This window comes from Neisseria sp. WLZKY-1 (assembly GCF_046546535.1).
Lineage (GTDB): Bacteria > Pseudomonadota > Gammaproteobacteria > Burkholderiales > Neisseriaceae > Neisseria.
On record NZ_JBKGTW010000007.1, the window covers coordinates 1 to 14,038 of the forward strand.

A 14,038-nucleotide genomic window follows, 5' to 3' on the forward strand; every position below is an offset into this window, starting at 1 on the left:
CCCGTTATGTGGTCGAACAGAGCTTCGGGACGCTGCACCGTAAATTCCGCTACGCCCGGGCAGCCTATTTCGGGCTGATTAAAGTGAGTGCGCAAAGCCATCTGAAGGTGATGTGTTTGAACCTGTTGAAAGCGGCCAACAGGCTAAGTGTGCCTGTTGCCGCCTAAAAGGCGGCCCGGATGCCTGATTATGGGGTGTCCGGGGAGGATTAAGGGGGTATTTGGGTAAAATCAGGAGTGATTGGGGGAGGAAACAGCCGAAAACCTGTGTTTGGGTTCCGGCTGTCGAAGGAAGGGCTTTTTTGCAAAGGTCTCAACCTGTGTTTGGATTTCGGCTGTTGGGGGGAGAAGGGGAAGAGGGGAATTTTGCAAAGGTCTCAGACGGCCTCATTCAAGCCCGACCTGTATTCCAGTACAATCGCCCCTTTTTATAGTTGCTTAGAATTTCAATGATACGGCGTTGCCACCGCTCTTATGTATTACTCATACACGGCGAGCGTTGTTGCCTTGTCTCATTTCCATTTTAAGCAACTATGCCAACCACAACACAATAAGGAACACACCATGCCTTTACATCTCACCCGCCGCCGCTTTCTCAAAAGCACCGCCGCCGTCGGCGCATTCGCCTTCGCCAGCCCCGTTTACCGCGTCCTCGCCGCCGAAGAAGCCGCCGCCTATTACCCGCCCGCGCTGATTCGCGCGCTGATGGGCGACAACGACGGCAGCCAGGCCGCCGCCCACGGCCTTGCCCTACGCGGGCAAAGCGTTACCCTGCCCGAAAAAGCCGGCGAACAATACGATTTAATCGTGATCGGCGCAGGATTAAGCGGTTTGACCGCCGCCTATCTCTACCGAAAATCCCGCCCCAAAGCCAAGATCCTGATTTTGGACGCGCATCAGGATTTCGGCGGACACGCCACCCGCAACGAATTTAATGCAAACGGCAAACTCATCTTGGGCTACGGCGGCAGCGAATCCATCGACTCGCCCAAAACAGGCTATTCGCGCCAAGCCAAGCAGCTCTTGCGCGACCTCGGCATCGACTACACCAAATTCAACCGCTATTTCGATCAAACCCTGTATCAAAAATGGGGCTTGAAAGAAGGCGTATTCTTTGACGAAGCCACCTTCGGCAAAAACGCCGTCGTCGCGGGGCAGCCTGAAATAGGCAACGCCAAAGCCGCCGCCGTTATCGCCCAATTCCCCATGCCCGAAGACGCACGCGCCGCGCTCACCGCGCTGTACACCAAGCCCGCCGACTACTGGCAGGGCAAAAACAAACGCGAGCGCGCCGAGCTTGCCCACAGCACGAGCTACTACGACTTCCTGAAAAACACCGCCAAGCTGCCCGAAAGCGCCCTCAACTACCTCACCCAAATCAGCAGCGAATACTGGGGCATTTCCATCCACGCCATTTCCGTTTATTCCGCGCTGGAAGACGGCTACCCCGGCGTGCAAAACCTGCAAATCAGCCACACAGCCCACACCGAAGAGCCCTATATCTACCACTTCCCCGACGGCAACGCCTCCATCGCCCGCCTGCTGGTGCGCAAACTCATCCCCGGCATCGCCGCAGGCCACACCATGGAAGACATCGTTACCGCGCAGTTTGACTACGGCAAACTGGACTTGCCCGCCAACAACGTGCGCATCCGCCTCAACAGCACCGCGCTGATTGTGCAAAACACGGCAAACGGCGTGGCAGTGGCATACAAAACCCCGGGCAGCCAAGACTTGGCGCGCGCCGACGCGGCAAAATGCATTTTCGCGGGACACAGCGCGCTGGCGGCGAAAATCATGCCCGAAATGCCCGAAGCGCAAAAAACGGCCGAGCTGAGCAACTCGCGCACGCCCATGGTTTACGCCAACGCCCTGGTAAAAAACGCCCGCGCCTTCAAAAAACTCGGCGTGCACCGCCTGTATTCGCCCGCCGCCTTCTTCTGCGACGTGAAACTGGACGACCCCGTCAGCATCGGCGACTACCAATTCGCCAAAACGCCCGACGAGCCGATTGTGATCCACATGGCGCATATCGCCACCGCCACCGAAGGCAAAACGCCGCAGGAAATGTATAAAAAAGGGCGCGGCAAACTGGCGGGCATGAGCTTTGACGCGATTAAAGAAGAAATGCTCAAACAGCTTCGCGCCATCTACGCGCTGGCAGGCGAAAACCTCGACGACGACTTGCTCGACGTTTCCATCAACCGCTGGTCGCACGGCTACAGCTACGAGCGGCTGGATTTGTTCAACACCGAGCGCAACGCGGCGGACACCACCGCAAAAATGCAAAAACGCCTGGGCAACATCCTGATGTCCGGCAGCGACGTGGCATGGAAGCCCTATGTGCAGGACGCCATCGACCAAGCATACCGCGCGGTGAAAGAAGCGCTGGCCTAGGGTCTGTTGACATTCAGCTTGCGAGACGGTTTTTTGAGTAAAAAATGCCCGAATGCAAGGAAAAAAGCACAGCAAGGTTGGACACCTTGCGAGCATTTTTGACGCGGCAGGCGGGGATTTTTTGCCAAAAACACCGCCGCAAGGCTGATTGTCAACAGACCCTAAAGCATTGCCGTTAAAAAGGCCGTCTGAAAACCTGTAATACAGGTTTTCAGACGGCCTTTTACTGTTCCAGCCCCAATTCGTCGGCGAGCTGTTCAAACTGCCGGGTTTCTTGTGCCTTGGCCGACTGGAAGTAAACTTTTTCAGGCTGCCGCTGCGGGCGGCGGCTTCGATTTGGGGGAAGGGCACTTGGGAAAAGGTGAGCGACAGGCTGCGTAGGGTAGGTGGCAGCGTGCCCAGTGCGGCAAGGTGTTTGCAGTTGAAAAAACCGGCGGTGTGCAGTTTGGTATTGCGGGAAAAATCTGGCGCGGCGGTCAGTTTGGCGACGGTGCTGAAGCAGATTTCCTGCAGCTGCGGCAGGCGGGAAACGAAAGAGAAGTCGTTGGTTTGGCGGCAGGCGGTGAGTTCAAGGCGTTGGAGATTTGGATAGATGTCGGGCAGTTTTTCGGCGCGGATGAGTTCGTGGCGGATGTCCAGCGATACCGTGCTTTCGTTGCGCGGCAGGCGGCTCAAATCCAGTTTGCGCAGTCTGATGCTGTGCAGTTTGGGGTTGTGCAGCAGGGGATAGTCTTTCACGGGCAGGATGCAGTCATCCAGCGACAGGCTTTCCAAACCGGCAATTATGAACAAGCCTTTCGGCTATGGCAGCCGCTTGCCGAGAAGGGCGATGCTCGGGCGCAAAATAATTTGGGCGTGATGTATGAGAAAGGACGAGGCGTAGCACAGGATTACCAACAAGCCATAGCGTGGTGGCAAAAAGCTGCCAATCAGGAAGATGCTAAGGCGCAGTTCAATTTGGGAGTGATGTATGAAAAGGGCTGGGGTGTGAAGCAGAATGACCAACAAGCCGTGGCGTGGTATCAAAAAGCCGCCAACCAAGGATTTGCTATGACGCAATACAATTTGGGCTTAATGTATGCCAACGGTCGCGGCGTGGCGCAAGATTACCAACAAGCCAAAGCATGGTGGCAAAAAGCGCTGGCGCAGCCCGATACAAAAGCCGATGCCGAAGCCAAAGCCCTTGCCCGCGAAAATCTGCAAAAATTAAGAAAAATGGGCATCCGCTAAGCATCCCCAATATTCAGGCCGTCTGAAAACGGATTTTCCTGTTTTCAGACGGCCTCTTTTTGCCGACGCGGCATGGAGGGTTTTGCAGTGGGTTTCAGCTGCTTTAAAGGCCGTCTGAAAGGTCTTTGCGGACTTTTCAGACGGCCTCTTGTCTGCCAAACAGGCTTACTGGCGCTGTGCGTCCACGGCGGCCAGAGCGATCATGTTGACGATGCGGCGCACGGTGGAAATCGGGGTAACGATTTGCACGGGTTTGTTCAAGCCCATCAGGATCGGGCCGACGGTCACGCCGTCGGTGGCGTTGACGCGCAGCAGGTTGTAGCTGATGTTGGCGGCTTCGACGTTGGGCATGACGAGCAGGTTGGCCGCGCCCGAAAGCGTGGTTTCGGGGAAGATGCTGCGGCGCATTTCGTCGTCCAAGGCCACGTCGGCCTGCATTTCGCCGTCGATTTCCAACTCGGGATCAAGCTCGCGGATCATTTCCAAAGCCTGCTGCATTTTGGTGGCATCCGCATCGCGGCGCGAACCGAAGTTGGAGTTGGACACCAGCGCGGCTTTGGGCTTGATACCGAAGCGTTTCATTTCGGCGGCGCACATCAGCGTGCCTTTGGCCAGCTGCTCGGCGGTGGGGTTTTCATTGATGTAGGTGTCGGCGATGAAGAAGTTGCCTTTGTTGGAAATCAGGGCGTTCATGGCAAAGGCTTCTTTTTCGGGGTTGTTGTAGCCGATCACTTCTTCCATCACGGCAAAGTGGTCGTGGAAGCGTCCCATCGTGCCGCAGACGAGGCCGTCGGCGTGGCCGAGTTTGACCATCAGCGCGCCGGCAAGGGTGCTGTTGGCTTTGACGCGGCGACGCGCCATTTCTTCGGTGACGCCTTGGCGTTTGCGCAGGTTGTAATACTCTTTCCAGCTTGCTTCGTAGTGCGGGTTGCCGTTGAGGTCGATCAATTCGAAATCTTTGCCGGCGCGGATGGTGAGACCCTGCGCGATCAGGCGCTCTTCGATGGTTTTGGCGTCGCCAATCAGGATGGGGAAGGCCAGTTTCTGCGACACGACCTGCTGGGCGGCATGGAGAATGCGCTCGTCTTCACCTTCGGTGAGGACGATGCGTTTGATTTCCTTGCGCGCCTGGTTGAAGACGGGGCGCATGAAGAGGCTGGTTTTGTAGACGAACTCGGTGAGTTTTTCGGCGTAGGCTTCCAAATCGGCAATCGGACGGGTGGCGACGCCGGAATCCATTGCGGCTTTGGCGACGGCGGGGGCGATGCGGGCGATCAGGCGCGGGTCGAAGGGTTTGGGAATGAGGTATTCGGGGCCGAAGGTGAGTTCGGCGTCGCCGTATGCGCCGGCTACTTCCGCGCTGGATTCGGCCATGGCCAAATCGGCGATGGCGCGCACGCAGGCGAGTTTCATTTCTTCGTTGATGGTGGTGGCGCCGACATCAAGCGCTCCACGGAAGATGAAGGGGAAGCAGAGGACGTTGTTGACCTGGTTGGGGAAGTCGGAACGGCCGGTGCCGATAATCACGTCGGGGCGGGCTTCTTTCGCTTCGGGCGGCCAGATTTCGGGCTGCGGGTTGGCCAGAGCGAGGACGATGGGGCTGGCGTTCATGGTTTTCAGCATGTCGGTGCTCAGCACGTTCGGGCCGGAGAGGCCGAGGAAGATGTCTTTGCCGGACACGGCGTCGGCGAGGACGCGCTGGCCGTTGTCGGCAATAGCATAGCGTACTTTGCTCTCGTCCATGCGCTCGCGGTCTTCGCGGGTTTGGTAGATCACGCCTTTGGAGTCGCAGACGGTGATGTTTTCGCGTTTCATGCCTAGGGCGACAAGCAAATCGAGGCAGGCGATGGCGGCCGCACCTGCGCCGGAGCAGACGAGCGACACTTGGCCGATGTCTTTTTTCACCACGCGCAGGGCGTTGAGAACGGCGGCGGCGGTGATGATGGCGGTGCCGTGCTGGTCGTCGTGGAAGACGGGGATGTTGCAGCGTTCGCGCAGTTTTTTCTCGATGTAGAAACACTCGGGCGCTTTGATGTCTTCGAGGTTGATGCCGCCGAAGGTGGGTTCGAGCGAGGCGATGATTTCCACCAGCTTGTCGGGGTCGGTTTCGTTCACTTCGATGTCGAACACGTCGATATTGGCGAATTTTTTAAACAGCACGCCCTTGCCTTCCATCACGGGCTTGCCCGCCAGTGCGCCGATGTTGCCCAAGCCGAGCACGGCCGTGCCGTTGGAAATCACGGCGACAAGGTTGCCTTTGGCGGTGTATTTGTAGGCGTTCAGCGGGTTGTCGTAAATCTCCATGCAGGGCGCGGCGACGCCGGGCGAGTAGGCCAGCGACAAATCATACTGCGTGCCCAAGGGCTTGGTGGGGGCGACTTGGATTTTGCCCGGATTGGGGTATTCGTGAAAGCGCAGGGCGGCTTCTTTAATCAGTTCATCCATGCTGTTTGCTCCGTGAGGGTTTCGGGTTGGGGAACAGGCCGTCTGAAAAGCCGTTTGCCGGATTTTTTCAGACGGCCTGTGAAGATTTGCAAAGGCGCGATTCTAACACGCGGCGCGGCGCGGTGGGTATGCGAAAGGCCGTCTGAAAGCCTGCAACGGGGCTTTCAGACGGCCTTGGCGCTCTGCGGCGGACGGGAAATCAGAACTTGCCGCCCGATTCGTTCACCATATACACCACGGCGGCTTTCACTTCGTCGTCCGACAGCGCGGAATTGCCGCCGCGCGCGGGCATCATGCCCTTGTCGGTAAAGCCTTCGAGGGCGTGTTTGAACAGGGTGTCCTTGCCTTTTTTGATGCGCGGCGCCCATTCGTCTTTGTGGGTGATGCGCGGGGTGTCGGGAATGGCGGAGTTCGCACCGTGGCAGCCGAAGCACAGGCCGTCGAACACTTTTTTGCCGTCGGCAGCGGCGCTCTCGGCAGGCTTGGCTTCCGGTTCAGGCTTGGCCTCTTGTGCCGGTTTCTCTTCGGCAGGCGCTTGCGGCTCGGGCGTTTCGGCAGACGCGGCAGGCTGCTGTGCCTGCTCTTGGTCGGCCGCAGCGGCTTCGGATGCGGCCTGATCGGGCGCGGAAACGGCCGCTTCGGCAGCGGGCACGGGTTCGGTGGGTTTCGCCGCTTCCTGCGAGCAGGCGGCCAGTGCCAGAGCGGCGGCGGAAATCATCGCTAAGTAGATTTTCATGCTTTGTGTCCTTTTCGGTTTCGTCATCGTTGCTTGCCATACCGCTGCAAATGAAACGGTATAACACTGGTGAAATTAACACAAAGGCGGACGCGGAAATTTGAGCTGCGTTAAGTTTTGTCAGAATGCAAGGAGGAAATAGGCCGTCTGAAACCCATTTTCAGACGGCCTATTTTCCTATTTTGATGTGCACGCTGCGTTTTCAGACGGCATCAAGCACGCATTCGTCCACGCGCCTGCACCATTGTTCTTTTTCCGCATCACTCAAAAACGATGCTTTGAAGGAGTTTTTGCACAACATGCGGATGTTGTTTTCGTTTAAGTCCAGCGCATCGGCAACGTCGGTGAAATTTTTGTTCATATAGCCGCCGAAATAGGCCGGATCGTCTGAATTGACGGTAACGAGTACGCCGCGTTCGAGCATACGGTGCAGGTTGTGGCGGGTCAGCTCGCTGACGACTTTGAGTTTCAAGTTGCTCAAGGGGCAGACGGTGAGCGGCATTTGTTCGGCAATCAGGCGGCGCATCAGCGCGTCGTCTTCTTCGGCGCGCACGCCGTGGTCGATACGGCTGACTTTGAGCAAATCGAGTGCTTCGTAAACGTATTCGGGCGGCCCTTCTTCGCCCGCGTGGGCAACGGCGAGAAAACCTTCGGCGCGGGCGCGCTCGAACACGCGGGTGAATTTGGAGGGCGGGTGGCCGACTTCGCTGGAATCGAGGCCGACGCCGATGATGTGTTGTTTAAACGGCAAAGCCTGTTCGAGCGTGGCGAATGCGTCCTCTTCGGAGAGGTGGCGCAAAAAGCACATAATCAGGCGGCTGCCGATGCCCCATTTGGTTTCGGCGTCGCGGCAGGCGCGGGTGAGGCCGTTTAATACGGTGTCAAACGCTACGCCGCGTGCGGTGTGGGTTTGCGGGTCGAAAAAGATTTCGCTGTGTACGACATGATCGTCGCGGCAGCGGGCGAAATAGGCGGTGGCCAAGTCGTAAAAATCCTGCTCGTACAGCAGCACCGAGGCGCCGGCGTAATAAATGTCGAGAAAGGATTGCAGGTTGTGGAAATCGTAGGCGCGGCGCAGGGTTTCGACATCGGGATAAGGAATGGACACGCCGTTGCGGCGGGCGATTTCAAACATGAGTTCGGGCTCGAAGGTGCCTTCGATGTGGACGTGCAGCTCGGCTTTGGGCAGGGCGCGGATAAGGGCTTTGCGGGTCATGCATAGGCTTTCGTGGGGATGGTTTGAGGCCGTCTGAAAGGGTTTCAGACGGCCTCAAAGGTTTCAGACGGCCTGGAGCTTATTGTTTTGTCTCGTCTTTCGATTTTTTCATTTTGTCGTAAATCAGGCCGTAGATGCCGAAAGGCTTGGGAATGTCGGGCAGCATGGCTTTGCCGGTTTCTTTCAGGTTTTTCTTGGCCAAATGGCCGGTGGGCGTGTTGCAGCGCTGCACTTCGACGGGGCGGGGGGCGCTGCCGCCAATTTCCTGTATCTGCATACCGCAGCGGCCGCCGTCTTCAAAATACACCGCTTCGTAGTCTTTGCCGGCTTCGGGGATGAATTTCACGGCAACATGGCAGCTTTGGCTTGTCGTGGTGTTGCCGGTTTTCATCGGCATGCCGCCGCTCAAAATCTGAACGGTCACGGGGCGTCCGCCGCGTGCGGCCAGCTCGCGGTAGAAAGCCCGGCCGTTTTGGCTGCCGGTTGCTTGGCGGGAGTAGTCGCTTTCGGGCATGCCGAGGCTGAAGTTTTTGGCGATGCCGCGAAAAGAGGCGGCGGTGTCGCTCCAGCTGTTGCCCGCCGTTACCATAATGGCGTCGGATTTTGGGGTGCAGTCGGTGTCTTCGTAGGCGATGGTGGAAAAATAGTTGCGGCCGTAAATGCGCAGGCGTGCGTCTTCCTCCGGCTTGTAGTCGCGAGCGGGGGTGTAGTCGCCGGGTTTGGCCGGGGCTTTGGCAAACAGGGCTTGGGGACTGCCGAAGATTTTTTTGTCGGGATACAGGGCGTGCAGCACGGGGTTGTAGCAGGCCGAGAGTAGGGGCAGTGCCAGGGTGCAAACGAGAAAGGTTTTTTTCATGGCGCTATCTTTAATGTGTGTTTGGATACGGGAGGCCGTCTGAAAAATGGTTTTGCTTTTTCAGACGGCCTTTGTTTTGCTTCGGCGTTAAGCGACTTGGGTTTGGTGCTCGCCGCCCTCGCGCTCGCGGATGCTGCCCAAGCGGTAAACGGTTTCGCCCTGTTCGGCAAGGAACGCGGCTACCGCATCGGCATCTTCGGCGGCGACCACCAGCACCATGCCGATGCCGCAGTTAAACGTGCGGTACATTTCCTGCGGCTCGACATTGCCCGCTTGTTGCAGCCATTGGAACAGCTTGGGCATCTCCCACGCTTTGGCGTTGATTTGGGCAACGGTGTTGTCGGGCAGGATGCGCGGTACGTTTTCGGTGATGCCGCCGCCGGTGATGTGCGCCATGCCTTTGATAGTAAATTGTTTGAGTGTGGCCAGAATCGGTTTGACATACAGGCGCGTGGGGGCGATTACGGCTTCGCGCAAGGTTTTGCCATTGTCAAATTCCGCGTCCAAATCGGGCGCGTCGCGCTCGATGATTTTGCGGATAAGCGAGTAGCCGTTGGAGTGTGCGCCGTTGGAGGCCAAACCGAGCACCGCGTCGCCCGCTTTAATGCTGCGGCCGTTGATGACGCGGTCTTTTTCAACCACGCCCACGGCAAAGCCCGCCAAATCGTATTCGCCTTCGGGATACATGCCGGGCATTTCGGCGGTTTCGCCGCCGATAAGGGCGCAGCCGGATTCTTCGCAGCCTTGCGCGATGCCTTTAATCACGTCGGTGGCGCGTTCGACATCGAGTTTGCCGCAGGCGAAATAATCTAGGAAAAACAAGGGTTCTGCACCTTGTACCAGAATATCGTTCACGCTCATGGCCACCAAATCGATGCCCACGGTATCGTGTTTGTCCCAGTCAAACGCGAGTTTGAGTTTGGTGCCCACGCCGTCCGTGCCGCTCACGAGTACGGGGTTTTGGTATTTTTTGCCGATTTCAACCAGCGCGCCGAAGCCGCCCAAATCTCCCAATACTTCGGGGCGCATGGTGCGTTTGGCAAAGGGTTTGATGTTTTCGACCAGGCGGTCGCCCGCGTCGATGTCCACGCCCGCGTCGCGGTAGCTTAAAGATTCGCTCATGTCTGCTCTGCTTTCAAAACGGTAGGAAAAAAAACGGTGCGCATTTTACCCGAACTTGCAACAGGCCGTCTGAAAACGTTCGCCGCCGTTTCAGACGGCCTGCTGCGGCAAAACCCGCGCCGTGTTATCCTGCGCGCCTTTTTCTTTTTCGGCAGACAACCCATGTATATCAAGAAAAAACGCGGCCTCTCGCCGTGGATCATCGGCACGGTGTTTTTCCTGGCCGCAGGCTGGCTGGTATACGCCCTGAGCGGCATCCTCACACCGTTTGTCGTTGCCGCCGTGCTCGCCTACATCCTCAACCCGCTGGTGGAAAAACTGCGCGACCGCCACATTTCGCGCGGCATCGCCTCGATGCTGGTAATGATATTCGCCCTACTCGTACTGCTCGCCCTGCTGCTGATACTGATCCCGATGCTGATAACGCAGTTCCAAAACCTGCTCAACCGCCTGCCGCAGCTGACGGATTTCGCGCAAAACAAAGCCCTGCCCTGGCTGCACGCCCATTTCGGCGGCAGCCTGCCGCTCAACCGCGAAGCCGCCGAAGCCTGGCTCAAAAGCCACAGCGGCACACTGCGGCAAACCGTCTCCAACCTCGCCCCCGCCCTGATGGCGCAGGGTGGCGCGCTGGCAGCCGGTTTGAGCAACCTCATCCTGCTGCCGCTGCTGCTTTACTACTTTTTATACGACTGGCAACGCTGGTCGCACGGCATACGCGCCCTCATTCCCCGCCGCTTTATCGACACCTACACCCGCATCAGCCGCGAAATGGACGAAGTGCTCGGCGAATTTTTACGCGGCCAGCTGATGGTGATGCTCATCATGGGCGTTATCTACGGCACGGGGCTGATGCTCACCGGCCTCGACTCGGGCTTTGCCATCGGCATGATTGCCGGCATCCTCGTGTTCGTACCCTATCTGGGCGCGTTTACCGGCCTGCTGCTCGCCACCGTCGCCGCCCTGCTGCAATTCGGTTCTTGGCAGGGCTTGTTTACCGTGTGGACGGTGTTTGCCGTCGGCCAGCTGCTCGAAAGTTTCCTGATTACGCCGAAAATCGTCGGCGACCGCATCGGCCTGTCGCCCTTCTGGGTAATCTTCTCGCTGATGGCCTTCGGCCAGCTGATGGGCTTCACCGGCATGCTCATCGGCCTGCCGCTGGCCGCAATCTGCCTCGTCCTGCTGCGCGAAGGCTCGCAGGTTTATTTCGCCAGCAACTTTTACAACCATAAATGAACGCCCCCATCTGGCACGACGCGCCGCCCGCCGAGTTGAGGCCGTCTGAAAACGGCGGCGCGGCACTTTTGCACATCATCACCGCCCCCTCGCTCACCGCCGCCCTGCGCGCCCTGCCGCACGCCTTTTCCGTGCACCTGCTGCACTTGGGCGCAGACAAGGCCGCCCCCCTGCTCGCCAACGGCGCAACAGAGCAAACTGCCCTGCCCTTCTGCCGCGACGTCTTCCTCTGCCTCGGCAACACACCCGTCGTCTGGGCGCGCAGCCAGTGCCCGCCCGATTCCGCCTTCTGGCGTGGCATCCTCGACTGCGGCACGCGCCCCCTCGGCGAAATGCTCTTCGGCGGCGGCATCGCCGGTCTGCACCGCAGCCCTCTGCAATACGCCCGCCCCGCACCCGCTGCCGTTGCCCAAGCCCCAACGGCCTTCCTTGCCCGCCGCTCCTTCTTCACCCACCAAGGTCAAACCCTCGCCCTTGCCGAGTGCTTTTTGCCCGAACTGGCGGATTTTGTGTAACAAGGCCGTCTGAAAACCCGAGGCCGTCTGAAAACACGGTTTGAAACCCTGTTTTCAGACGGCCTTTTGTATTTGTCTGCCGACCCGGCACAGCGCCGCCCGAAGGCCGTCTGAAACACCGCATCGGCACAATCCGACCCGCCTGCCGTGCAGTCGGAAACGGCCTGCGCCCGCACAAAACGTCAAACTCCGCTGCCGCCTTCCCTCCTGTGTTTTCTTCACACAAATCGTGCAAAAATGTAGACAATGTTAAAAATTAGGGAAATAGCCGTTACACACTATTACATTTCCCGCGAATTTTATATATAGTTGCGCCTTTGTCCGTGCCGAGCACATTCCCGCAAACCCAAACACAGGAAAAGCCATGTCCGCTACTGCAAAAGAAACCCTCAACCCCTTTGAAATCGCCCGCAAACAGGTCAAAACCGCCTGCGACCGCCTCAACGCCGAGCCTGCCGTTTACGAAATCCTGAAAAACCCCATGCGCGCGCTGGAAGTAACCTTCCCAGTGAAGCTCGACGACGGCAGCGTCAAAACCTTCACCGGCTACCGCGCCCAGCACAACAACGCCGTCGGCCCCTACAAAGGCGGCGTGCGCTTCCATCCCAATGTCAGCTTCGACGAAGTCAAAGCCCTTTCCATCTGGATGACCATCAAATGCTGCGTTGCAGGCGTGCCCTACGGCGGCGGCAAAGGCGGCGTGATCATTGACCCCAAACAATATTCCGAAGCCGAACTTGAACGCATCGCCCGCGGCTACGCCAACGCCATCGAGCCCTTAATCGGCGAAAAAATCGACATCCCCGCGCCCGATGTGAACACCAACGGCAAAATCATGTCGTGGATGGTCGACGAATACGAAAGCATCGTCAAAAAATCCGCTCCCGGCGTGTTCACCGGCAAACCTGTGGAATTCGGCGGCTCGCTCGCCCGCAACGAAGCCACCGGCTACGGCGTGAATTTCGCTGCCGTGCAGGCGCTCGCCAAGCTCGGCAAAGACGTCAAAGGCGCGACCTACGCCATCCAAGGCTTCGGCAACGTCGGCTTCCACACCGGTCTCTACGCCCATCAAGCAGGCGCAAAAGTCGTCGCCATCTCCACCGTCGATGTCGCCATTTACAACGAAAACGGGCTGGACATGGACGCCATCATCCAAGAATTCCGCGCCAACGGCTTTGTTACCAACCAAGCGGGCTACGGCAAAGAAATCAGCAACGCCGAACTCTTGGCGCTGGATGTGGACGTACTCGCCCCCTGCGCGCTGGAAAACCAGCTCACTTCCGAAAACGCGGGCAAAGTGCGCGCCAAAATCGTCGTCGAAGGCGCGAACGGCCCGACCACGCCCGAAGCCGACGCCATCATGCGCCAAAACGGCGTGCTGGTTGTGCCCGACATTCTCGCCAACTGCGGCGGCGTGGTCGTTTCCTATTTTGAATGGGTGCAAAACCTGCAAGGCTACTACTGGGAATTCGACGAAGTGCAGGAAAAACAAACCGTCGTCCTGCGCCGCGCGTTTAACGATATTTGGGATTTGGCGCAAGAATTTGATATTGACCTGCGCACCGCGTCCTACATGATGAGCATCCGCCGCTTGGAAAAAGCGATGAAGTTTCGCGGCTGGTATTGATTGCGCCTGATTGAACAGCAGTTGGAAAGGCAGCCTGAAAGCGGGAAATCAGCTTTCAGGCTGCCTTTGCACAGAAAGTTACGCTATGGAAAACAGCCTTAAAATCCACCGCACCGTTTTTCCCGTTGAACGCGCCGTGTTTCGCTATTGCCCCCAAAGCGGGCATCAGCCCTACAACAGCTGGGATTTTAATATTGAATGCGGCGAAAACCCCGATCTCACCGCCCGCCACAATCTCTATGGGCGCACCCCCCGCCTGTATGCCGAGCGCGACCCAATCCCCCTTGCAAACAAAGATGATTTGACAGGCACAGCCCTGATTCTGCCCGATGCTTGGAACAGTGAGTACAACGAACCCTATTTCACCCTTTACGTTTTTGAACACGGTGACCTATTCAACACCAAGCTGCAATTTATTGAAAAACAAGGAAATACCTACCGAATCCACCTGAGCGCCCGCATTCCCGCAGGCAGCGTGTATGGCAGCGAAACCCGTCTTGACTTGCAAACATGGATGGAGCGTTTGCCTGATGGAGAGTGATGTTGCAAATGGGTTTCAGGCTGCTCCTAAATGCCGTCTGAAAACCAAAAAAAGCAGCCTAAAAACCCCGTCACAAGGTTTTCAGGCTGCCTTTTTACTGTATCCAATCAAAATCAAACGA

The 14,038-nt window shown here is 57.8% G+C and carries 12 protein-coding genes; 7 read left to right on the plus strand and 5 right to left on the minus strand.

Annotated elements, in window-relative coordinates:
• The 3 genes from ACLD9W_RS03475 to ACLD9W_RS03485 form a co-directional block, all read left to right on the plus strand.
• On the plus strand, nucleotides 1–167 hold a 167-nt coding region (locus ACLD9W_RS03475), incomplete at its 5' end, for a transposase (protein ID WP_410840771.1).
• Between the two features lie 396 nt (nucleotides 168–563).
• Nucleotides 564–2,396 (plus strand): NAD(P)-binding protein, encoded by a 1,833-nt coding sequence (locus ACLD9W_RS03480; RefSeq protein ID WP_410840712.1) that lies wholly within the window; start codon nucleotides 564–566, stop codon nucleotides 2,394–2,396.
• 411 nt (nucleotides 2,397–2,807) lie between these two features.
• Nucleotides 2,808–3,626 carry a tetratricopeptide repeat protein gene (locus tag ACLD9W_RS03485; protein ID WP_410840713.1) on the plus strand — a complete coding sequence of 273 codons (819 nt, stop codon included), beginning with the start codon at nucleotides 2,808–2,810 and terminating at the stop codon, nucleotides 3,624–3,626.
• A 165-nt stretch (nucleotides 3,627–3,791) separates the two neighbouring features.
• Here the strand turns inward: ACLD9W_RS03485 and ACLD9W_RS03490 are convergent, their stop codons facing one another.
• The 5 genes from ACLD9W_RS03490 to purM all read right to left on the minus strand — a co-directional run bounded on the left by ACLD9W_RS03490 (nucleotide 3,792) and on the right by purM (nucleotide 10,001).
• Nucleotides 3,792–6,071 (minus strand): NADP-dependent malic enzyme, encoded by a 2,280-nt coding sequence (locus ACLD9W_RS03490; RefSeq protein WP_410840714.1) that lies wholly within the window; start codon nucleotides 6,069–6,071, stop codon nucleotides 3,792–3,794.
• Nucleotides 6,072–6,270: 199 nt separating this feature from the next.
• Entirely contained in the window at nucleotides 6,271–6,807 is a 537-nt protein-coding gene (locus tag ACLD9W_RS03495; RefSeq protein WP_410840715.1) for a c-type cytochrome, read from the minus strand.
• A 202-nt stretch (nucleotides 6,808–7,009) separates the two neighbouring features.
• On the minus strand, nucleotides 7,010–8,023 hold the full coding sequence (locus ACLD9W_RS03500) for an adenosine deaminase (RefSeq protein WP_410840716.1): 1,014 nt from the start codon (nucleotides 8,021–8,023) through the stop codon (nucleotides 7,010–7,012).
• Between the two features lie 79 nt (nucleotides 8,024–8,102).
• Complete coding sequence (locus ACLD9W_RS03505; protein ID WP_410840717.1) at nucleotides 8,103–8,879, minus strand: hypothetical protein; 777 nt, start codon at nucleotides 8,877–8,879, stop codon at nucleotides 8,103–8,105.
• Between the two features lie 87 nt (nucleotides 8,880–8,966).
• On the minus strand, nucleotides 8,967–10,001 hold the full coding sequence (gene purM, locus ACLD9W_RS03510; RefSeq protein ID WP_410840718.1) for a phosphoribosylformylglycinamidine cyclo-ligase: 1,035 nt from the start codon (nucleotides 9,999–10,001) through the stop codon (nucleotides 8,967–8,969).
• A gap of 162 nt (nucleotides 10,002–10,163) precedes the next feature.
• Here purM and ACLD9W_RS03515 point away from each other — a divergent pair, with 162 nt between their 5' ends.
• The 4 genes from ACLD9W_RS03515 to ACLD9W_RS03530 all read left to right on the plus strand — a co-directional run bounded on the left by ACLD9W_RS03515 (nucleotide 10,164) and on the right by ACLD9W_RS03530 (nucleotide 13,917).
• Nucleotides 10,164–11,234: an AI-2E family transporter gene (locus tag ACLD9W_RS03515; RefSeq protein ID WP_410840772.1), complete on the plus strand. Its 1,071-nt coding sequence runs from the start codon at nucleotides 10,164–10,166 to the stop codon at nucleotides 11,232–11,234.
• Nucleotides 11,231–11,749, plus strand: coding sequence for a chorismate--pyruvate lyase family protein (locus ACLD9W_RS03520; protein WP_410840719.1), 519 nt, complete (start codon nucleotides 11,231–11,233; stop codon nucleotides 11,747–11,749). Before ACLD9W_RS03515 ends, ACLD9W_RS03520 begins: the two co-directional genes overlap by 4 nt.
• 364 nt (nucleotides 11,750–12,113) lie before the next feature.
• A complete protein-coding gene (locus ACLD9W_RS03525; RefSeq protein WP_410840720.1) occupies nucleotides 12,114–13,376 on the plus strand; it encodes a Glu/Leu/Phe/Val family dehydrogenase in 1,263 nt (420 codons plus the stop codon).
• Nucleotides 13,377–13,461: 85 nt separating this feature from the next.
• The gene (locus ACLD9W_RS03530; protein WP_410840721.1) at nucleotides 13,462–13,917 is read left to right on the plus strand and encodes a hypothetical protein; all 456 of its coding nucleotides are present in this window, start codon (nucleotides 13,462–13,464) and stop codon (nucleotides 13,915–13,917) included.
• The last annotated feature ends 121 nt before the right edge of the window (nucleotides 13,918–14,038 follow it).